This window comes from Herbaspirillum sp. SJZ099, from assembly GCF_007828355.1.
Taxonomy (GTDB): Bacteria; Pseudomonadota; Gammaproteobacteria; order Burkholderiales; family Burkholderiaceae_D; genus Herbaspirillum.
In genome coordinates this window covers 50,096-70,762 of sequence record NZ_VIUO01000012.1, presented here as the reverse complement: position 1 = coordinate 70,762, position 20,667 = coordinate 50,096, and the positions used below count along the sequence as shown (strand labels likewise).

Sequence of the window (20,667 nt, the reverse complement as noted above, 5' to 3'; positions counted from 1 at the left end):
CGTGGATCGCGTCGGTTTCCGATGAGAAATACCCAAGGCTTTTTCCCGGCGAGCGATAAAAAGCACGAAGCTTATTGATTTATGGGGCCGTCCGTCAAGCCGGGATAGCCCGAATGCCGCCAAAATGCGCAGAGTGTGAGCATTTTGACCATAAAAAAGCCCCGCATCGCGGGGCTTGGGGAAAGTGAAGCCGGAATCGCCCGCTCAGGCGCGCTCCCGCAAGGCGGCGTCGAGCAGCTCGATCCAGTGCTTCACCGGTGTTTGCGTGCCGGACTGCAAGTGCGTGACGCAACCGATGTTGCCGGTGACGATCATGTCCGGATCGGTGGCGGCCAGGTTCTTGAGCTTGTTGTCGCGCAGCTGGTACGACAGCTCCGGTTGCAGCAGCGAATAGGTGCCGGCCGAACCGCAGCATAAATGGCTGTCGGCGCACAGCTGCACGTCCACGCCGGCCGCGCGCAGGATCGATTCGACCTTGCCGCGGATCTTCTGGCCGTGCTGCAGCGTGCAAGGCGGATGGTAGGCCACGCGGCGGCCGGCGTAATCCTTGAGCTTCTCCTGCAGCTGCGCTTCGAAGTCGGGCAGGATTTCGCTGATGTCGCGCGTCATGTGCGAGATGCGGCGCGCCTTTTCGGCATAGGCATGGTCATGCTGCAGCAGGTGGCCGTATTCCTTGACGGTGACGCCGCAGCCGGAGGCGTTCATCACGATGGCCTCGGCCTTGATGCCGTCCTTTCCTTCCACATACGGCCACCAGGCGTCGATGTTGCGGCGCATGTCGTCCAGGCCGCCGTCCTGGTCGTTCATGTGGAAACGGATGGCGCCGCAGCAGCCGGTCTTGGGCGGCACGAACAATTGCACGCCGAGCGCATCGAGTACGCGCGCGGTGGCGCTGTTGATGTTGGGCGACATCGACGGCTGCACGCAACCGTCCAGCAGCAGCATCTGGCGCGCATGCGAACGCGCGGGCCACACGCCGGCATCCTGCGGCGCCGGCACCTTGTCCTGCAAGGCCTTGGGCAACAGCGGGCGCACCATTTGCCCGGCTTTCATCGCGGAACGGAAGATCCATTTGCGCGGCACCAGCTCCTTCAGGGCGGTGCGCATCACGCGCTGCGACAACGGACGCGGCACCTGCTGCTCCACCACCTTGCGGCCGATATCGACCAGGCGGCCGTACTGCACGCCGGACGGGCAGGTAGATTCGCAGTTGCGGCAGGTCAGGCAGCGGTCCAGGTGCGATTGCGTGGCCGCCGTGGCCGGCTTGCCTTCGAGCACCTGCTTGATCAGGTAGATGCGCCCGCGCGGGCCGTCCAGCTCGTCGCCCAGCAACTGGTAGGTCGGGCAGGTGGCGGTACAGAAGCCGCAATGCACGCAGCTGCGCAGGATGCTGTCGGCTTCCTGGCCTTCGGGAGTGTGGCGGATGAAATCGGCTAAGTTGGTTTGCATGATTGTCTGTTGGCTTTCGGCTTACAGGCCGGCGTACATGCGACCGGGATTGAAGATGCCGGCCGGATCGAACTGGGTCTTGAGATTGCGGTGGATCTTTTCCACCGCAGGCTGCAGCGGATGGAACACGCCGATCGCCTTGTCGCCGCCGCGATGCAGGCTGGCGCTGCCGCCCGCGGCCAACGCCGCGGCGCGGATGGCCACCGCGTCAAGCGGGCCTTGCGGACGCAGCCAGCGCTGGGCGCCGCCCCACTCCACCAGTTGCGCGCCGGGAAGATCGACCGGCGGCGCCACCGAGGGCAGCGACAGGCGCCACAGCGGCGCATCCGGGTCAGCGAAGTAGGCATGCGTCTGCTCGCGCAGGTCGCGCCAAAAGTCGTCGCCGTTGGAGAGCTCGCTGCCTCCCAGTTTCTTGACGGCCGCATCGACCGCGGCCTGCGCGCCGGCCAGGCGAATGGTCAGCACGTTGTTGCTCCAGGCGCTGGCGGCCAGCGGCAGCGATTGGCCGCCCCACTGGTTCAGCAGGCGCAGCGCGCCCTCCTGGTTGATCTCGAACACGCGCGTGCTGCTGGCGAAAGGCTTGGGCAACACCTTGAGCGAGACCTGCAGGATCAGGCCCAGGATGCCGAGCGAACCGGCCAGCAGGCGCGAGACGTCATAACCGGCGACGTTCTTCATCACCTGGCCGCCGAAGTGCAGCTGCTCGCCCTGCGCATCCATCAGCACCGCGCCCAGCACGAAGTCGCGCACGGCGCCGGCCGAACCGCGCGCCGGGCCGGACAGGCCGGCGGCCACCATGCCGCCCACGGTGGCCGCGCCGCCGAAGCGCGGCGGCTCGAAGGCCAGCATCTGGTTGTTCTGCGCCAGCGCGGCGTCGATCTCGGCCAGCGGCGTGCCGCAACGCGCGGTGATCACCAGTTCGGTCGGCTCGTAGTCGATGATGCCGCTGTAGGCGCGCGTATCGAGCACCTCGCCTTGCGGCGCCTGGCCGTACCAGTCCTTGGTGCCGCCGCCGCGGATCTGCAGCGGCTGGCCCTGCGCGATGCGCTGGCGGAAAGTGTCCAGCACCGCATTCATATGTTGTTGCTCGCTCATCTCAGAATCTCGGCAAATCGGGGTGGCTCAGCTGACCGCGCTGCACGTGCATCTTGCCGTACTCGGCGCAGCGGTGCAGGGTCGGGATGGCCTTGTCGGGGTTGAGCAGGAAGGCGGTATCGAAGGCGCGCTTGACCTTGAAGAAGGCCTCGCGCTCGGCCGGCGCGAACTGCACGCACATGGAGTTGATCTTTTCGATGCCCACGCCATGCTCGCCGGTGATGGTGCCGCCCACTTCCACGCACAGCTCCAGGATCTCGGCGCCGAACAGTTCGGCGCGGTGGAATTCGTCGGCGATGTTGGCATCGAACAGGATCAGCGGATGCAGGTTGCCGTCGCCGGCGTGGAACACGTTGGCGCAGCGCAGGCCGTATTTCTTTTCCATCTCGGCGATGCCCAGCAGCACCTGTGCCAGCTTCTTGCGCGGGATGGTGCCGTCCATGCAGTAGTAGTCGGGCGAGATGCGGCCGGCGGCGGGGAAGGCATTCTTGCGGCCGGACCAGAAGCGCAGGCGCTCGGCCTCCGACTGCGAACAGGCGATGGCAGTCGCCCCGCTGGCGTTGAGTACCTCGGTCATGCGGCCGATCTCTTCTTCCACTTCTTCCATCGTGCCGTCGGACTCGCACAGCAGGATGGCTTCGGCATCGACGTCGTAGCCGGCCTTGACGAAGGGCTCGACCATGCGCGAGCTGGTCTTGTCCATCATCTCCAGGCCGGCCGGGATGATGCCGGCGGCAATCACGTTGGCCACCGCATTGCCGCCCTTCACCACATCGTCGAAGGACGCCATGATCACGCGCGCGGCCTGCGGCTTGGGCACCAGCTTGACGGTCACTTCGGTGACCACGCCCAGCATGCCCTCGGAACCGATGAACACCGCCAGCAGGTCCAGGCCCGGCGCATCCAGCGCTCCACCGCCCAATTCAACCACGTCGCCCTCGATGGTCACCATGCGCACGCGCAGCACGTTGTGCACGGTCAGTCCGTACTTCAGGCAGTGCACGCCGCCGGAGTTCTCGGCAACGTTGCCGCCGATGGTGCAGGCGATCTGCGAGGATGGGTCGGGCGCGTAGTACAGCCCGTGCGGCGCGGCCGCTTCGGAAATGGCCAGGTTGCGCACGCCGGGCTGGACCACGGCGGTGCGCGAATACTTGTCCATCTTCAGGATCTTGTTCAACTTGGCGGTCGACAGCACCACGCCGTCGGCGATCGGCATGGCGCCGCCGGACAGGCCGGTGCCGGCGCCGCGCGGCACGATCTGCACCCGCAGGTCATGGCAGACCCGCATGACGGCCACCACCTGCGCCTCGTTCTCGGGCAGCACGACCACCATCGGCAATTGCCGGTAGGCGGCCAGGCCGTCGCATTCGTAGGGGCGGGTGTCTTCCTCGTCGGCCAGCACGCAATGCGCGGGCACGGCGCGGCGCAGGGCGTCGACGACTTCGCGCTGGCGGGCGGGCGCGAAGGATGGATGGGCGGGAGCATTCATGCTGGACCTCGGCGTTGGGCTAGGGGGACCGCAGGACATCGTTGGCATCGTTGAGATCGTCCAACGGCGACGGCCCGGAGGCTGCCGGAGTGCGACGGCGGTCCGCCTGCCGGCTGCACCACGCCTGCTGTCTCGCTTGTTCTTGGCCGCGCCGATGCCGTTTTCCAGCCGGCGGCGCGGGCCTTTATCAAGGTTCCAAGTGTAACGAATTTCACTGGCGCCCAGCCGGATTGTTGCTGGGGCGCGCACTGAAAAGAATTTTTGGCGGGAATGAATTATTTTCAGCGGGACAACCCGCGCCAGCAGGCAGCCATGCTGCCGGGACGATGGCAGCAATGGCGCAGCGGAAAAAGGAGGAACCGCGCGTCAGATATTCTTGAACGCGTTCTGCATCCAGTTGATGAAGGCGTCGACCTCGGGCCGTTCGCGCACCGAGCGCTCGTAGACCACGTAGTAGGCATGCGGCGGCGTGCGCAGGCGCACGTCGAACAGTTCGACGATCTCGCCGCGCGCCAGCAGTTCTTCGGCGAAGTGCTGGCGGGTCAGGCCGATGCCGTAGCCGTGGCGCACCGCTTCCAGCAACAGGCCCAGGTCGTCCACGCGCAGGCCGGCAGACGGCTCGGTCCAGTCCTTCAGGCCGGCCGCTTCGAACCACGGCTGCCAGGGCTCCAGCGCCGAGCGCAGCAGGTTGGCGTGCTGCAGGTCGGCCGGCGTCTTCATCGGCGGCAGGGTCTTGAGGTAGTTCGGGCTGGCGACCGCGAAGGCCGGCTCTTCGAACAGCTTTTCGGTGACGATGTTGGGATAGTTGCCGGCACCGAAACGGATCTCGACGTCGCTTTCCGACAGCGACAGGTCGTACAGCGGCACCGACAGGTAAAGCTCGACCACGATCTCCGGATGGCGCTGGGTGAAGTCGACGATGCGCGGCATCAGCAGGTGGCGCGCGAAAGTCGGCGGCAGCATCACCTTGATCTTGGGCTGCACCGCGGCGTTGCGGTGCGGCATCGGGAAGTCGGTCAGCGTGCGCAGCGCCGAACGCACCACGTCCAGGTAACGGCGGCCGAACTCGGACAGGCCGATGGAGCGGCCGTCGCGGTAGAACAGGCGTTCGCCGACAAACTCTTCCAGCAGGCGGATGCGGTGCGACAGCGCCGAGGGAGTGATGCAGAGCTCTTCCGCGGCGATGGCGAAGGAGTTATGCCGGGCTGCCGCTTCGAATGCGGACAGGGCGTGGACGGGTGGAAGGCGGGTGGCCATGGAATCTTTCGTACTGGTGATGCGGAAAAACGGACTGCTGCCGACGGGTGAAGACAAACCTGACAGATACCGGCGGCAGGCCGCCGGCATCGCGCCGCTTACTGCTCCCAGCGCAGGATCTTGCCGGGGTTCATGATGTTCTTGGGATCCAGCGCATGCTTGATCGCGCGCATCACGTCAATGGCGCCGTTGCCATGCTCTTGCACCAGGAAGTCCATCTTGTGCAAACCCACGCCGTGCTCGCCGGTGCAGGTGCCGTCCATGGCAATGGCGCGCGCCACCATGCGTTCGTTGACGCCTTCGGCACGGGCGACATCGGCCGGGTCGTTGGGGTCGACCATCATCTGTACGTGGAAATTGCCGTCGCCGACGTGGCCGATGATGGCGTGGATCAGGCCTTGCGCCTCGCAGTCGGCCTTGGTTTCCAGCACGCATTCGGCCAGGCGCGAGATCGGCACGCAGCAGTCGGTGGAGATGGCGCGCGCGCCCGGGCGCAGCTGCAGCAGCGCAAAGTAGGCGTTATGGCGCGCAGTCCACAGGCGGGTGCGGTCCTCGGGACGGGTGGCCCATTCGAAGCCGGTGGCGTTGTTGTCGTTGGCGATGTCCTGCACCACCTCGGCCTGTTCCTTGACGCCGTTTTCGCTGCCATGGAATTCGAACAGCAGCAGCGGATTGACCGGCAGGCTCAGTTTGTCATGGGCGTTGATGGCCTTGACGCCGTTCTCGTCGAGCAGCTCCACGCGCGCCAGCGGCACGCCGACCTGGATGGTCTGGATCACGGTGTTGACGGCGTCGGCCACGCTGGGGAAGGAGCAGATCGCGGCCGAAATCGCTTCCGGCTGCGGGTACAGGCGCACCGTGACTTCGGTGATGATGCCCAGCGTGCCTTCGCTGCCCACATACATGCGGGTCAGGTCGTAGCCGGCCGAGGACTTCTTGGCGCGAGTGCCGGTCTTGATGATGTTGCCGTCGGCGGTGACCACCGTCAGGGTCAGCGTGTTTTCCTTCATCGTGCCGTAGCGCACGGCATTGGTGCCGGAGGCGCGGGTCGAGGCCATGCCGCCCAGCGAGGCGTCGGCGCCCGGGTCGATCGGGAAGAACAGGCCGGTGTCCTTGATTTCCTGGTTCAGTTGCTTGCGGGTCACGCCGGCCTGCACGGTGGCGGTCAGGTCTTCCGGATTGATCGCCAGCACGCGGTTCATCTGCGACAGGTCGATGGTGATGCCGCCTTGCAGCGCCAGGATGTGGCCTTCCAGCGAGGTGCCGGCGCCATAGGGAATGATCGGGGTTTCGTAGCGGCTGCACAGCTTGACGAAGGCGGCGACTTCCTCGGTTGTGTGCGCGAACACCACCGCGTCGGGCAGCATCGGGTCGTACGAGGATTCATCGCGGCCATGGTGTTCGCGCATGGCCATGGAGGTCGACAGGCGGCTGCCGAAGAGGGTCTGCAGTTCATCCAGCAAAGCCTGGGGAACCGGTTTCTTGAGTTTCTGGGCGTCAACGATGTGATTCATGGGTCTCTCTCGGGTGTCTCTGTCGTCCCTTTTATTAGATTTGCAACTACGGCGCCATGACCGGCATCCCCTGCCGGCGAATTGGCCTTACCACTGATTCAACTGATGAATTTTACTCTCTTGCGGCAAAGTGATTCGGCAAATCTCCGATGCCTTTTCGGCTCGCCCGCCAAATCAAGTGAATTCTTTATCTTTTTTTGCTTGCCGGCCAGGCCAGGCAAGATGCCGTGCCGGCCTTGCACAAGCGCTGCGCGCAGCTTAAGCTCGCGCAACTTCACACAGGGAGAAATCACATGGGCAACCGCCTCTCAAAGATCGCCACCCGCACCGGCGATGACGGCAGCACCGGCCTGGGCGACGGCAGCCGCGTCGGCAAGGACAGCCTGCGCATCCAGGCGCTGGGCGATGTGGACGAACTCAATTCGCAGTTGGGACTGCTGCTGTGCGAGGACTTGCCGGACGATGTGCGCCAGGCACTGCTTTCGATCCAGCACGACCTGTTCGACCTCGGCGGCGAACTGTGCATCCCGGGTTATACGGTACTGGCCGACGCCCATCTGGCGCGACTGGATGCGCTGCTGGAACAGTACAACGGCGCCTTGCCGCCGCTCAAGGAATTCATCCTGCCCGGCGGCTCGCGCGGCGCGGCATTGGCGCACGTCTGCCGCACCGTCTGCCGCCGCGCCGAGCGCAGCGTGGTGCTGCTGGAGAAGGCCGAAGCCGGCACCGTCAACGCTCCGGCGCGGCAATACCTGAACCGCCTGTCCGACCTGTGCTTTGTGCTGGCGCGGGTGTTGAACCGCGCCGCGGGCGGACAGGATGTGTTGTGGGAAAAGGATCGGGCGCGCTGATCGCCGATCGGTATGCGCCAAACAAAACGCCCCGCATTCGCGGGGCGTTTTGTTTGCAACGGATAGATCTCAATCAGCCGTTGCTGACCACCAGCCTCGGCTGGTCCTTGCCGAAACGCTGCACGATGGACTGGGCGATGCCGGAGGCATCCAACCCGCATTGCGCCAGCAATTGGCCGGCATCGCCGTGGTCGATGAAGCGGTCGGGCAAGCCCAGGTGCAGCACCGGCCTGGAGATGCCGGCGGCGGCCAGCGCTTCGGACACGGCGGCGCCGGCGCCGCCCATGATGCAGCCCTCTTCCACCGTCACCAGCGCTTCGTGGGTGGCGGCCAGTTGCTTGACCAGCTCCACGTCCAGCGGCTTGATGAAGCGCATGTTGGCGACCGTGGCGTTGAGCTTGTCGCCCGCGCCCAGGGCCGGCGCGACCATGGTGCCGAAAGCCAGGATGGCAATGCCCTTGCCCTCGCGGCGGACTTCGCCCTTGCCCCAGGGCAGCACATCCAATGTCTTTTTCACGGCGGCGCCAATGCCTGCGCCGCGCGGGTAACGCACCGCGGCCGGGCCGTTGTGCTGGTAGGCGGTGGACAGCATCTTGCGGCATTCGTCCTCGTCGGACGCGGCCAGCACCGCCATGTTCGGGATACAGCGCAGGAAGGCCAGGTCGTAGTTGCCGGCGTGCGTGGCGCCGTCGGCGCCGACCAGGCCGGCGCGGTCCAGCGCGAAGGTCACGTCCAGGTTCTGCAGCGCCACGTCATGGATCAACTGGTCGTAGGCGCGCTGCAGGAAGGTCGAATAGATCGCCACCACCGGCTTCATGCCCTCGCAGGCCATGCCGGCGGCGAAGGTCACCGCGTGCTGCTCGGCGATGCCGACGTCGTAGTAGCGTTCGGGGAATTTCTTTTCGAAGCCCACCATGCCCGAGCCTTCGCGCATGGCCGGCGTGATGCCGACCAGCTTGTCGTCGGCCGCGGCCATGTCGCACAGCCAGTCGCCGAACACTTGCGTATAGGTCAGCTTGCCGCCGGCGCTGGGCTTGATGCCTTCGCTGGGGTTGAACTTGCCGGGGCCGTGGTACAGCACCGGGTCAGCCTCGGCCAGCTTGTAACCCTGGCCTTTCTTGGTGACCACGTGCAGGAACTGCGGCCCCTTGAGGTTCTTCAGGTTCTGCAGCGTGGGGATCAGCGAGTCGAGGTCGTGGCCATCGATGGGGCCGATGTAGTTGAAGCCGAATTCCTCGAACATGGTGGCCGGCACGATCATGCCCTTGGCATGCTCTTCCAGGCGCTTGGCCAGTTCCAGCATCGGCGCCGGCAGCACCGATTTGCCCATGTCGCGCGCACGGGCGTAGAACTTGCCCGACATCAGGCGCGCCAGGTAGCGGTTGAGCGCGCCCACCGGCGGCGAGATCGACATGTCGTTGTCGTTGAGGATCACCAGCAGGTTGATGTCGTCATGGACGCCGGCATTGTTGAGCGCCTCGAAGGCCATGCCGGCGGTCATCGCGCCGTCGCCGATGACGGCGATGGAATGACGGTCCGAACCCTGCGTCCTGGCGGCCAGGGCCATGCCCAGCGCCGCCGAGATCGAGGTCGACGAATGCGCGGTGCCGAAGGTGTCGTAGTCGCTTTCCGCGCGGCGCGGGAAACCGGAGATGCCGTCCTGCTGGCGCAGCGTTGACATGCGGTCGCGGCGGCCGGTGAGGATCTTGTGCGGATAGGTCTGGTGGCCGACATCCCACACGATGCGGTCTTGCGGCGTGTTGAACACGTAATGCAGCGCGATGGTCAGCTCCACCGTACCGAGGTTGGACGACAGGTGGCCGCCGGTCTTGGACACCGAGTCCAGCACGAAACCGCGCAACTCCTCGGCCAGCGGCTTGAGTTGGGGGCGGGACAGGCGGCGCAGGTCGGCCGGGTCGTTGATGGTATTGAGCAGCATACTGTGTTGTTACCGTTGTTACCGTTGTTACCGTTTGATTGGGTCTGAAGACCGTGCGCCCATGCACGAATGCGATGGCTGCGCGGTCGGCCTCATGCCTTACGTTGCACGATCAGGTCGGCCAGTTCGCGCAGGCGGCGCGCCTTGTCGCCGAACGGCGCCAGCGCCTGGTGCGCGTTGCCGCGCAGCTTTTCGGCCAGCGCCTGCGATTCGCCCAGGCCGAGGATCGAGACATAGGTCGGCTTGTTGTCGGCCGCGTCCTTGCCGGCGGTCTTGCCCAGCGTGGCCGAGTCGGCAGTGGCGTCGAGGATGTCGTCGACCACCTGGAACGCCAGGCCGATGGCGCGCGCGTAGTCGTCCAGCGCCGCGCTCTCCCCGGCCGTCAGCGCCTTGCCGCCCAGCGCGCCCAGCAGCACCGCCGCGCGCAGCAGGGCCCCGGTCTTGAGGCGATGCATCTGTTCCAGCTCGGACAGCGACAGCGTCATGCCGACGCTGGCCAGGTCGATCGCCTGGCCGCCGCACATGCCGACCGAACCGGCGGCCTGCGCCAGCAGGTTCAACATGCGCAGCTGGCGCGCCGGCATGCCGGCGTCGGCGACGCCCAGCTCGGCCTCCAGCGGCGCCGACAGCGTGTCGAAGGCTTGCGCCTGCAAGGCATCGCCCACCAGCAGCGCGGTGGCCTCATCGTACTGGATGTGGACGGTGGGCTTGCCGCGGCGCAGGGCGTCGTCGTCCATGCAGGGCATGTCGTCATGCACCAGCGAATAGACGTGGATCATCTCGACCGCGGCGGCGGCGCGCTCCAGCAGCGGCAGCGGCGTATCGAACACGTCGCCGGCGGCGTATACCAGCAGCGGGCGCACGCGCTTGCCGCCGTCCAGCGCGGTATAGCGCATGGCCTCATGCAGGCGCGCCGGCACCACCGACAGCGGCGGCAGGAAGCGGTCGAGCACGGTTTCCATGCCGGCCTGCACTTGCTGCATCCAATCGAGGAAAGACAAGAAGGCTCCCAGGCGCGCTGTCATCAATCCTCCTCGTCGGTATTGGGCTCGGCGCTGAAGGGCTTGAGCATCTCGCCTTCGAGCACCTTGACCTGGCTGTCGACCTTGTCCAGTTGGGCCGCGCAGAACTTCACCAGCTCCGAGCCGCGCTTGTAGGCGGCCACCGAAGCTTCCAGCGGCAGTTCACCGGCTTCCATCTGCGCCACGAGCTGCTCCAGCTCTTGCATGGCTTGCTCAAAGGACGCGGGCGCATTGGCGGCGGCAGTGGCTGAGGTTCTTGGCATATCGACCCATTTGAAAATCTAACCTGCTATTTTAGAACAAACCGCCGGTTCCAAAATCAATTCAACATAGGAATTGCAGCGGCACGGCAGGTTCAACAGCGCGAACTCAGCCGAAATGCTGTCTAAATGACCTCAAAACCGGGAACCTTATGGGGGTTTTGAGGTATAATCCCCGGTTCTGTCCAAAATTTCCTCTTCATATTATTTGAACACAGGTTTTTGCGGATTTTCTTCCTTAGGTTGGTGCAAATTAATTTGGGGGCGGAAATGTCCGATCTTGCTACTTTTGCCAAATTGGCGCGCTCAAACGCGCAACTTCCGGTCAACGTCTACTTCGACGAGCCGCTTTACCAGCGGGAACTCCACACCTTATTCCAGCAAGGACCACGCTACGTCGGCCATGAGCTGATGGTGCCGGAAACCGGCGACTACGCCACGTTGCCTTGGGAAAACGAAGGCCGCATGCTGGTGCGCAACGCGCACGGCATCGAGCTGGTATCCAACGTATGCCGCCACCGCCAGGCCAAGATGCTGGACGGCCGCGGCAATGCGCGCAATATCGTGTGCCCGCTGCACCGTTGGACCTATGACCTCAAGGGCGAGCTGATCGGTGCTCCGCATTTTGGCGAAACGCCCTGCCTGAACCTGTCCAAGACGCCGCTGCAGAACTGGAACGGCCTGCTGTTCGAGGCCAACGGCGCCAATGTGGCGCAGCAGTTGAAGCACCTTGGCGTGGCCCGCGACCTGGATTTCTCGGGCTACCTGTACGACCACACCGAAGTCCACCAGTGCGATTACAACTGGAAGACCTTCATCGAGGTCTACCTTGAGGATTACCACGTCGAGCCCTTCCATCCGGGCCTGGGCAACTTCGTCAGCTGCGACGACCTGACATGGGAATTCGGCCGCGACTACAGCGTCCAGACCGTGGGGGTGAACCACGGCCTGGCCAGATCCGGCTCGCCGACCTACGCCAAGTGGCAGGAAAAGCTGCTCAAGTTCGGCAATGGCACGCCGCCCAAGTACGGCGCGATCTGGCTCACGCTCTATCCCAACATCATGGTCGAGTGGTATCCGCATGTGCTGGTGGTGTCGACGCTGTGGCCCAACGGCCCGCAGAAGACCACCAATGTGGTCGAGTTCTACTATCCGGAAGAGATCGCCCTGTTCGAACGCGAGATGGTGGAGGCCGAACGCGCCGCCTACATGGAGACCTGCATCGAGGACGACGAGATCGCCCTGCGCATGGATGCAGGCCGGCGTATACTGCTGGATCGCGGCACCAGCGAAGTCGGCCCCTACCAGTCGCCGATGGAAGACGGCATGCAGCACTTCCACGAGTGGTACCGCACCCAGCTCGAGGTGCCGGCAGGCGCGCAAGAATAGATAAATAGACAGACATGCCCGCGCATGACGCGGGCTCTCCAGGGGAGGCGGCACATGCAGGCGCAGCGGCAGGGATCAGGCAAGACCGAACCTTACTGTCGCAGCTGCCCCGCCATGGTTGCCAAAACGCCAACCTCGATTGCAGTTGCAGTATCGGATCGGCAGCATCGGACTCGTCCGGCGCTGCCGATTTTGTTTTTGCGGGCGCGGGACGGCAGTCCTTCAACCGGCCGCCCCGCGCCGCGCACCGATAACGTAAAAACCGCCCCATCCACAACCAACCATCACCGCCATGCAATCGCTCTGGATGCTCGTCGCTTCTTTCCTGTTTTCCATCATGGGGGTGTGCGTCAAGCTGGCTGGCGACTACTACACCACCGCTGAGATCGTCCTGTGCCGCGGGCTGGTGGGCGTGGCCGTGATCTGCGGCATCGTGTTCGTGCGCGGCGGCACCTTCCGCACGCCCTTTCCCAGGGATCACCTGATCCGCGGCGGCGTCGGCGTAGTCTCGCTGTGGATGTGGTTCTATTCGTTCAGCCTGCTGCCGATCGCCACCGCCACCACGCTCAACTACATGTCCTCGATCTGGATCGCGGCCATGCTGTTCGCCGCCAACTGGTGGAAAGGCGCCAAGAAATTCGAATGGGGCCTGGCCGGCACCGTGCTGATGAGTTTCATTGGCGTGGCGCTGCTGATGCGCCCATCGCTCGACGCCAACCAGTTGCTGGGCGGCATGGTGGCGCTGGTATCGGGCGTGCTCTCGGCGCTGGTCTACCTGCAGGTGCGCAAGCTGGGCCTGCTGGGGGAACCCGAATACCGCGTGGTGTTCTACTTCTCGTTGACCGGCTTGGTGGCCGGATTGGCGGGCAGCCTGTTTACCGGCAAGATCCCGTTGCTGCACACGCATTCGGCCACCGGCGCGCTGCTGGTGTTGGCCATCGGCCTGACGGCGACGCTGGCGCAAATCGCCATGACGCGCGCCTATCGCCTGGGCAACACGCTCCTGACGGCCAACCTGCAATATACGGGCATCGTGTTTTCCAGCCTGTTCGGGGTAGTCATCTGGAACGACGCGCCGGGCTGGGTCGGCTGGAGCGGCATGGCCATCATCCTGGCCAGCGGCATCTTCGCCACTTACCGCAACCAGCGCAGCAGCCAGACCACCGCCAAGAACGTGCCCAAGGTCGACCCCATCGCGACCGAAGTGTGAACCCCGATTATCCGAATCCGACAACCAGGAGAGACCGCATGACCTACAACACCCTGATCAGCGCCGCCGAACTGAAGTCGCGTGCGCAATACCTGAACCTGGTCATCGTCGATTGCCGCCACGACCTGGCCAACCCGAACGCCGGGCGCGACGCCTATGCCGCCGGCCACATCGCCCAGGCGCGCTTCGCCCATCTGGACGACATCCTGTCCGGCCCCAAGACCGATGCCGAGGGCCGCTTCCACGGCCGCCATCCGCTGCCCGACCGCCAGCGGTTCGTCGAGGCGATGCGCACGCTGGGCATCAACAACGATACCCAGGTGGTGGCCTACGACGCCCACGGCGGCATGTACGCCGCGCGCCTATGGTGGATGCTGCGCTGGATCGGCCACAGCGACGTGGCGGTGCTGGATGGCGGCCTGTCCGCCTGGCAGGCCATCGGCGAACAGTTGACCGCGGAAGTGCCGCCGCCGGCCGCGCATGGCAACGTCCAGGACCTGACCTCGATCGTCAAGACGGTCGATGCGCATGCGCTGGTGGAGAATCTGAAATCGCAAACGCTGCAGGTCGTGGATGCGCGCGCGCCGGACCGCTTCCGCGGCGAGAACGAAACCATGGATGCGGTCGGCGGCCACATCCCTGGCGCCCGGAACCGTTTCTTCAAGGACAACCTGCAGGCCGATGGCAGCTTCAAGGATGCCGCCCGGTTGCGCGAGGAATGGCTGTCGGTGATCGGCGATCCGCATGCCGCGGTGATGCAGTGCGGCTCGGGCGTGACGGCCTGCCACAACCTGCTGGCGCTGGAAGTGGCCGGACTGGGCGGCGCCCGCCTGTATCCGGGCTCCTGGAGCGAATGGAGTTCGGACCCCAGGCGCCCGGTCGCGACCGGCGCCTGAACCGCTTCCCGACTCGCCGCGCCGGCCGCATCAGTTCCCGTGCGGCGCCTGCAAGCCCTCCGCCCTCAAGCCCCCGATGAAGGCCTGCACGAACTGCATCACCATGGCCGGCGCATCGCGCCGCCGCAGCAGCGCGACCTCCGAATAGAAATCGGCGTCCTTGACCGCCGGAAAGCTCACGCCCGCCGCCAGCGAAATGCTGGCCATGCTCTGCGGCACCACGGCGATGCCGAAGCCGGCGTTGACCAGGCTCAGGAGCGAGTTCTTGCGCGAAGTGGCGCGCGCCACGCGCGGATAGAAGCCGTGCGCGATGCAGCGCTCGGCCACCAGGTAACTCAACCCGCCGCGGTCGCGGTGCGGCACCGAAACAAACTGCTCTTCGCGCAACTCCGAGATCTCCACCTCGTCGCGCTGCGCCAGCCGGTGCGTGGCCGGCACCGCCGCCACCAACCGCTCGCGATACAGCACCGTGCTCTCCAGGTTGGGATGCTTGCGCAGGATGGGCAGGCGCGCCAGGCCGATGTCGGCGCTGCCCTCGTCGATTTCGCGCGCCTGGTATTCGGACGGCGCCTGCGAAATCTCCAGCGAAATGCCGGGAAAGGCCTTGAGCGCGGCGTTCAGGGTCGGCCCCAGCGGCGCCGACAGCGGCACCGAACTGGAATGCAGCAGGCGCAACGCGCCATGCTCGCCCTTGCCGATGGTGCGCGCCTGGGCCACGGCGCGGTCGATATCGAGCAGGATCTTGCGGCTGCGCTCGTAGAAATCCTGCCCGGCATCGGTGAGCTCGAACTGCTTGGCGTCGCGCCGCAGCAGCACCACGTCGAGATCCCCCTCCAATTCCTTGATCTGCCGGCTCAGTGCCGACTGGGCGATGAACAGGCGTTCCGCCGCGCGCGTATAGCCGCCGGCTTCGACGATTTCGACGAAGTACCTGATCTGCCGAAATGAAATCATGTCTCCTCCCAGAGTCTCCATATCGTTTTGAGATGGCGCCCCGCCCCATTTGATATTGGCGCGGCGGGCGGCGCACGCATACAGTGAAGCCATCCACAACGCCCGCGCCATGCGGGCCCTTTTCCCAAGGACCCATTGTGCTTGACGACCTGTTGTTGTTCCTCGGCCTGCTCGGCCTCGTTTTCAGCATCGGCATCCGCTGGACGATGCGGCGCGGGAGCAAGCGTAACGGCAATCCGCGCTAAAGCGCACTGAAGCGCACCAACGCGCGCTCAATACAAGACGTCGCGAAAGTCGTCTTCGCCCCGCGCGCCGGCATCGCCGGTGAAGTGCCGGATCAGTTCCAGCAGCTTGTCGTCCTGGTAAGGCTTGCCCATGTAATGGTTGACCCCCACCTCCATTGCGCGCTCGCGGTGCTTGGCGCCGGTGCGGGAAGTGATCATGATGATGGGCTTGTGGCGCGTGGACTCGTTGTCGCGCAGGTGGCGCACCAGAGTATAGCCGTCCATGCGCGGCATCTCGATATCGACCAGGAAAATGTCCGGCGTCAGGTCGTGCAACTGGGCGATGGCGTCATAGCCGTCGGTGGCCGTCGCCACCGCATAGCCTTCGCGCGCCAGCAGGCGCTGCATCACCTTGCGCACCGTGAGCGAGTCGTCGACCACCATCACCAGCTTCTGTTCGGGGCGCGGCACGGCTTCGGCCTGGCGGCTTGGCGACCGGCGGATTGCGGTGCGGCGCGCCAGCAGCAGTGGATTGATGATCAGGGCGATCTCGCCGTTGCCCAGCACGGTGGCGCCGACCACGCCGACCAGGGTGTCAAGTTGCGGCCCAAGCGGCTTGGCGACCACTTCCCGGTTGCCCAAGACCTGGTCCACCAGAATCGCCACCAGGTCGTTGCCGCCCTTGACGAACAAGGCATAGCTCGACGCCTGCGGCAAGCGGCCGTCGGCACGCGGCTCGTCGAGCAACCGCTCCAGCGGATGCAGCGCCACCATGCGCCCGCCTTCGGCCAGGGCCCCCGTGTCCAGCGCCTGCTGCATCTCCTTGCCGCGCAACTGCACCACCTTGTCGACCAGCATCGATGGAATCGCATAGGTCTGCTCTCCCTGCCGCAACAGGCAGACCTGCTTGACGGCCAGCGACAACGGCAAATGGATCGTGAAATGCGTGCCCGCGCCGGCCTGCGACTGCACCGAGATGCGCCCGCCCAACGCCGTCACTTCGGAGCGCACGACATCCATGCCCACGCCGCGCCCGGCCAGGGACGACACTGCCGATGCGGTGGTGAAACCGGGTTCGAAGATCAGTTCGCTCACCCGCGCGTCGTCCAGCGCGGCATCGGCGCCGATCAGCCCCTGCGCGGCGCCCTTGCGGCGGATCGCGGCCAGGTCGAGGTCGAGGCCGCGGCCGTCGTCGGCGATGCGGATGATGGCTTCGCTGCCCTCCTGCGCGGCCTGCACGCTGAGCCGGCCGGCCACCTGCTTGCCTGCCGCGGCGCGCTCGGCGCCGGCCTCGATGCCATGCACGGCGGCATTGCGCAGCAAGTGCTCGAAAGGTCCGATCATCCGCTCCAGGATGCCGCGGTCCAGTTCGACGTCGCCGCCGCCGATGTCCAGCGCCAGCGCCTTGCCGGTTTCATTGCCCAACTGCCGCACCAGATGCTGCAAACGCTGCTCCAGGCTCCTGAACTTGACCATGCGGGTGTACATCAGCTCCTGCTGCAACTCGCGCGTGAGGCGCCCTTGCCGCCGCAAGCCTTCCTGCGTCTTGCCGGCCGAATCGATCAGCTGTTTTTGCAGTGACGCCGCATCGTTGACGCTCTCGGCCATCATGCGCGTGAGTTCCTGCAAGTAGGTGAAGCGATCCAGCTCCAGCGGGTCGAAACGCACGCTCTCGCCGCCGGCATGATGGGAAGCCGCGATCTGGATCTCCGCCTGGATTTCCACATCGCGCAACTGGGCCGACAACTTGGCGATATTCTCCGCCAGTTCGCGGGCGCCCTTATGCAAGGCATCGACTTCGTTTTCCAGCTGCGAGCGCGCGATGGACACTTCACCGACCTGGTTGAGCAACTTGTCGAGCACGCTGACCTTGATGCGCACCAGCGGCGAAGCCAGCTTGCGTTCGCTTTCGGACAAGCGTTGCAGCGGCGCGGATGCGCCATCGACGGCGCCCAGCGCGCCCAGTTGCTCCAGGGCTTCGAACTGCTTGAGCGCCTGGTCGTACAGCACCAGCAAGCCGGCCACGGCATCCGGCCCGTCTTGCTGGCGCAGCATGCGCTGCACGCCGCTTTCCAGCTCATGCATCAGTTGCCCCAGGCGCAAGGCGCCGGCCATGCGCGCGCTGCCCTTGACGGTATGCAGCGGCCGCTGCAATTCGGAAATGGCCGCGCGATCGGAAGCGTCGCGCTGGAAGCGCTGCAATCCCTCGCCTACCGCCGCCAGCAGATCCTGCCCCTCTTCCAGGAAGACCGGCAGCAGGTCGTGGTCGATTTCGTCGCGCAACTCGCCGGCCGCGTCGGCAAGCGGGAGCGGGGCCGCCGCCGCACCGGGGGAAGGGCCGGCTGCCGGCGCGGCATTAGCGCGCGGCTGGCGCACATGCTGCAACAGTGCCGACAAGGCTTCGCTCTCCCGCGCCGGCGCCGGCGGCAGGTCGCCCTGCCGGTACTGCTCCTGCATGGCCTCCATGGCATCGACGGCACGCTCCACGGTCGCCAGCTGGTCGCCGTCGAGCCCGCCGGCCGCCGCCTTGACCTGCTCCAGCAAGTCATCCAGCAAGGCGGCCAACTGCTGCATGCCGGCAAACCCGGCCGTGGCGCTGCAGCCGCGCAAGGTATGGACGGCGCGCATGAACAAGGGCGGCGCCGGCGCAATCAGGCCGCTGTTTGCCTTGGCGCGCCAACTGCTGCCATGCTGGCGCAGGGTCTTGAACAACTGGCGGGCCTCGTTCAGATAGATGTCGCGCAACTGGGGATCGACAGTGGCGGCATTGACTGCATCGGATGATCGGGCAACGGCGGGAGCGGCTGCCGGCGGGTTATCGGCCGCCGTATCGGCCGGCGCTTGCCGCAAGGCGGGGACAATTTGGTTTTCGCGCTCCGGCGGCTGCGCTGCCGCCACGCCATTGCGCAAGGCCAGGGCCGCGGCCACCAGCGACGGCGCGGTGCGGCATGAGCCGCCTTGCGTGGCGAGGTCCCCGATCCATTCCTCCAGCAACAGCCGGCTGTTTTCCAGGAACGTCAGTACCGGCGGCGCCAGCACGGCGCGCCCGGCCGTGCGCGCTTGGGCGAGGCAGGCATTGAGCAGCGTCTCCACCGCATGCGCGGCATCGGCAAGCGCCGCCAGCCCGACCATGCGCCCGCTGCCCTTGAAGGTATGGAAGCAACGGCGCACGCTGGCCAGCAATTCCGGATCGGCGGGCCCATCTGCAAGCCTGGGCAGCTCCTCGCGCAAACTGCCGAGCATCTGGTGCGCCTCGGTCAGGAATACGTCCATCATCTCCGGGTCGCGCTCCTGCGGCTGCCACTGGCCAAGGGCGTCCTGCGCGAAATGGCCCGAGGCAGGCGCTGCCGTCGCATCGGCCGGCACAGGCGCGTCGCCGTCCTGGTCGAGCGCGCGCCGGATGTCGGCCAGCAGCGCCGGATCGGCCGGCGCCGCCAGCGCCCGGCCCTGGCGTTTGTCCCAGCGGTTGAAAGGAGATCGGCAAGCCTGCTCAAGCAATTGCCCCAGGCGGGCGATGTCGCGCACCAGCGCCGCGCGCCATGCATCGCCGCGCCGCTGCGCCTGCAAGTCCGCGCCGGCGGCAGGCAGGCGCAAGGTACCGGGCAAGCGGGCGGCGGCCTGGACGCGCAAGGTCCTGGCCAGTTCGCGTATCTCGGCCGACCGCAGTTGTGCCGCCAGCCCCTCGATCTTGGCAAAAGCGATGTCGATGTCCGCCGCCGAGAGCACCGGCGCCGGGCCCTGGCCGGCCGGCGACCACAACGCCTCCAGCGCCTGCTCGATGCCGGCGAGCTTGCCTTGTATTTTCCGCTCCACCACACCGTCCATGCGACGCGCCATGTCTGCGCGCAATTCGCGCGAGAACCAGGGAAAGGGTTCTGGCTCGACATCCCCGTGGGCGAGCATGGCAAGATGGTCGATGATGCAATCGACCTGCCCGCTGAAGTCCTCTTCGCTGTAGAGACGGCGGCGCAGGCATTCGTCGAAGAAGATCAGGCAACTGCTCACTTCGCGGTCGCGGCCATCGGCCCGCTGCGACATCGCCAGGTCCAGCGCCAGGCGGCCCAACGCGTCCAGGAAACCCGACATGCCCGGCGCGCGCAGGCGCGGCCAGATCCTGCGGCTGACCGCGCCTGCGCGCAATACGATTTCGCACCATTCCCAGGCGGCGTCGATACGTCCGGCGGCGGCGCCAATGCCGACGCAACGGTCCCACGCGACCAGCAAGTCGGCTGCCAGCAGCATCAGCCTGAGCATCTGTTGCGACTCGTCGCCCGGCCGCGGCTTATAGAGCGCCTGTTCATCCGCCATGGCCTGCAGGAAGGCGATGCGGCGCGAGACAAAGGCGGTGCGCGCGGCAAGGCTGGAGGGATCGACGGTCGTTGCCGCCAGCAAAGCGGCCAGCGATGACAGCACCGACAGCGCGTGCGCATCCAGCGGCTGGATGCCGGCGGCGATACGGCCGACGAATGCCTGCGCCGGCGCCAGTTCGGGCAGGCCGGACAAGGCGGCCGCCATCGCCCGCACGGCAGCCAAGGCGGCGTCGACACCGCGGTCGGCTTCGAGTTCAGCCAAGGCATGCGCAAAAGCCGCGCTGCGTTCCCTGTCGCTGCCGGGAGGTGCGGGCTTGGCAACGTCTGCGTCTGCGTCTGCGGCCGCATCGTCATGCGCAGGCTGCAGCCGCAGGCTGGCCGTCAGCAACGGCCAGTCGCAGATATCGCTGCTGCCGCCCTTGTCGTACAAGGCATCGAGATAATCGTGCATGCTCCACAGCGCCTGCACGATCGGGGTACTGCCTGCGGGGGGCCAGGCGGATGGGTCTTGTCCGGCACAGCGCAGCAGGCGCGCATGGGCCGTGGCCATCAGCCGCGCCGCGGCATCGGCCCCGGCCAGGGCGAGCACGTGCATCAGTTCGGACAGGCCGGCGGCCGCAAGCGCTGCCTGCTGTGCCGGCGGCGCCTGGCTGGGGGCGCCATCCAGATTGGCGATGAGCTGGTCGAGCGCCTCATGCAGCGCCGCCGCCAGCATCCTCAGGTTGTCCGAGATCTGCGCGCGCGGCTGCGGCCTTGCAGCCGGGGTAGCGGAGATGGCCATGGCGGCCTCCATCGATGACATTGCGGC

Annotated in this window: 14 protein-coding genes; 4 read left to right on the top strand and 10 right to left on the bottom strand. The window is 66.1% G+C overall.

The annotated features are described in order from the left end of the window. Nucleotides 1-204 precede the first annotated feature (204 nt). The 5 genes from glcF to FB597_RS18825 form a co-directional block, all read right to left on the bottom strand. Nucleotides 205-1,449 carry a glycolate oxidase subunit GlcF gene (gene glcF / locus FB597_RS18845; protein WP_144770377.1) on the bottom strand — a complete coding sequence of 415 codons (1,245 nt, stop codon included), beginning with the start codon at nucleotides 1,447-1,449 and terminating at the stop codon, nucleotides 205-207. Nucleotides 1,450-1,470: 21 nt separating this feature from the next. Further along, on the bottom strand, nucleotides 1,471-2,544 hold the full coding sequence (gene glcE, locus FB597_RS18840; RefSeq protein WP_144770376.1) for a glycolate oxidase subunit GlcE: 1,074 nt from the start codon (nucleotides 2,542-2,544) through the stop codon (nucleotides 1,471-1,473). Nucleotide 2,545: 1 nt separating this feature from the next. Beyond that, on the bottom strand, nucleotides 2,546-4,033 hold the full coding sequence (locus FB597_RS18835) for an FAD-linked oxidase C-terminal domain-containing protein (protein ID WP_144770375.1): 1,488 nt from the start codon (nucleotides 4,031-4,033) through the stop codon (nucleotides 2,546-2,548). A gap of 366 nt (nucleotides 4,034-4,399) precedes the next feature. After that, nucleotides 4,400-5,290 carry a LysR substrate-binding domain-containing protein gene (locus FB597_RS18830; RefSeq protein WP_141911439.1) on the bottom strand — a complete coding sequence of 297 codons (891 nt, stop codon included), beginning with the start codon at nucleotides 5,288-5,290 and terminating at the stop codon, nucleotides 4,400-4,402. Nucleotides 5,291-5,388: 98 nt separating this feature from the next. Beyond that, nucleotides 5,389-6,804, bottom strand: a complete 1,416-nt coding sequence (locus FB597_RS18825; protein ID WP_141911437.1) for an FAD-binding oxidoreductase — start codon at nucleotides 6,802-6,804, stop codon at nucleotides 5,389-5,391. A 293-nt stretch (nucleotides 6,805-7,097) separates the two neighbouring features. Between FB597_RS18825 and FB597_RS18820 the strand changes: the two genes are divergently transcribed. Further along, nucleotides 7,098-7,655 carry a cob(I)yrinic acid a,c-diamide adenosyltransferase gene (locus tag FB597_RS18820; protein WP_144770374.1) on the top strand — a complete coding sequence of 186 codons (558 nt, stop codon included), beginning with the start codon at nucleotides 7,098-7,100 and terminating at the stop codon, nucleotides 7,653-7,655. A gap of 73 nt (nucleotides 7,656-7,728) precedes the next feature. Here the strand turns inward: FB597_RS18820 and dxs are convergent, their stop codons facing one another. From dxs to FB597_RS18805, 3 genes are all read right to left on the bottom strand, one after another. After that, entirely contained in the window at nucleotides 7,729-9,594 is a 1,866-nt protein-coding gene (gene dxs, locus FB597_RS18815) for a 1-deoxy-D-xylulose-5-phosphate synthase (RefSeq protein ID WP_144770373.1), read from the bottom strand. A gap of 92 nt (nucleotides 9,595-9,686) precedes the next feature. Continuing rightward, nucleotides 9,687-10,619 (bottom strand): polyprenyl synthetase family protein, encoded by a 933-nt coding sequence (locus FB597_RS18810; protein WP_144770372.1) that lies wholly within the window; start codon nucleotides 10,617-10,619, stop codon nucleotides 9,687-9,689. Beyond that, nucleotides 10,619-10,879 (bottom strand): exodeoxyribonuclease VII small subunit, encoded by a 261-nt coding sequence (locus FB597_RS18805; protein ID WP_144770371.1) that lies wholly within the window; start codon nucleotides 10,877-10,879, stop codon nucleotides 10,619-10,621. The genes FB597_RS18810 and FB597_RS18805 overlap by 1 nt, the downstream gene beginning before the upstream one ends. Before the next feature lie 267 nt (nucleotides 10,880-11,146). Here FB597_RS18805 and FB597_RS18800 point away from each other — a divergent pair, with 267 nt between their 5' ends. From FB597_RS18800 to FB597_RS18790, 3 genes are all read left to right on the top strand, one after another. Further along, on the top strand, nucleotides 11,147-12,265 hold the full coding sequence (locus tag FB597_RS18800; RefSeq protein ID WP_144770370.1) for an aromatic ring-hydroxylating dioxygenase subunit alpha: 1,119 nt from the start codon (nucleotides 11,147-11,149) through the stop codon (nucleotides 12,263-12,265). Between the two features lie 292 nt (nucleotides 12,266-12,557). Beyond that, complete coding sequence (locus tag FB597_RS18795; RefSeq protein ID WP_141911422.1) at nucleotides 12,558-13,475, top strand: DMT family transporter; 918 nt, start codon at nucleotides 12,558-12,560, stop codon at nucleotides 13,473-13,475. 38 nt (nucleotides 13,476-13,513) lie between these two features. Beyond that, nucleotides 13,514-14,371, top strand: a complete 858-nt coding sequence (locus tag FB597_RS18790; protein ID WP_144770369.1) for a sulfurtransferase — start codon at nucleotides 13,514-13,516, stop codon at nucleotides 14,369-14,371. Nucleotides 14,372-14,401: 30 nt separating this feature from the next. Here FB597_RS18790 and FB597_RS18785 read toward each other — a convergent pair whose 3' ends face one another. Together FB597_RS18785 and FB597_RS18780 are read right to left on the bottom strand one after the other, a co-directional pair. After that, nucleotides 14,402-15,325 carry a LysR family transcriptional regulator gene (locus tag FB597_RS18785; protein WP_144770368.1) on the bottom strand — a complete coding sequence of 308 codons (924 nt, stop codon included), beginning with the start codon at nucleotides 15,323-15,325 and terminating at the stop codon, nucleotides 14,402-14,404. Nucleotides 15,326-15,597: 272 nt separating this feature from the next. Further along, nucleotides 15,598-20,640: an Hpt domain-containing protein gene (locus FB597_RS18780; RefSeq protein ID WP_144770367.1), complete on the bottom strand. Its 5,043-nt coding sequence runs from the start codon at nucleotides 20,638-20,640 to the stop codon at nucleotides 15,598-15,600. Between the last annotated feature and the right edge of the window lie 27 nt (nucleotides 20,641-20,667).

Coding starts and splice junctions, on each gene's coding strand:
- glcF (WP_144770377.1), bottom strand. CDS start 1,449: ATGCAAACCAACTTAGCCGATTTCATCCGCCACACTCCCGAAGGCCAG.
- glcE (WP_144770376.1), bottom strand. CDS start 2,544: ATGAGCGAGCAACAACATATGAATGCGGTGCTGGACACTTTCCGCCAG.
- FB597_RS18835 (WP_144770375.1), bottom strand. CDS start 4,033: ATGAATGCTCCCGCCCATCCATCCTTCGCGCCCGCCCGCCAGCGCGAA.
- FB597_RS18830 (WP_141911439.1), bottom strand. CDS start 5,290: ATGGCCACCCGCCTTCCACCCGTCCACGCCCTGTCCGCATTCGAAGCG.
- FB597_RS18825 (WP_141911437.1), bottom strand. CDS start 6,804: ATGAATCACATCGTTGACGCCCAGAAACTCAAGAAACCGGTTCCCCAG.
- FB597_RS18820 (WP_144770374.1), top strand. CDS start 7,098: ATGGGCAACCGCCTCTCAAAGATCGCCACCCGCACCGGCGATGACGGC.
- dxs (WP_144770373.1), bottom strand. CDS start 9,594: ATGCTGCTCAATACCATCAACGACCCGGCCGACCTGCGCCGCCTGTCC.
- FB597_RS18810 (WP_144770372.1), bottom strand. CDS start 10,619: ATGACAGCGCGCCTGGGAGCCTTCTTGTCTTTCCTCGATTGGATGCAG.
- FB597_RS18805 (WP_144770371.1), bottom strand. CDS start 10,879: ATGCCAAGAACCTCAGCCACTGCCGCCGCCAATGCGCCCGCGTCCTTT.
- FB597_RS18800 (WP_144770370.1), top strand. CDS start 11,147: ATGTCCGATCTTGCTACTTTTGCCAAATTGGCGCGCTCAAACGCGCAA.
- FB597_RS18795 (WP_141911422.1), top strand. CDS start 12,558: ATGCAATCGCTCTGGATGCTCGTCGCTTCTTTCCTGTTTTCCATCATG.
- FB597_RS18790 (WP_144770369.1), top strand. CDS start 13,514: ATGACCTACAACACCCTGATCAGCGCCGCCGAACTGAAGTCGCGTGCG.
- FB597_RS18785 (WP_144770368.1), bottom strand. CDS start 15,325: ATGATTTCATTTCGGCAGATCAGGTACTTCGTCGAAATCGTCGAAGCC.
- FB597_RS18780 (WP_144770367.1), bottom strand. CDS start 20,640: ATGGCCATCTCCGCTACCCCGGCTGCAAGGCCGCAGCCGCGCGCGCAG.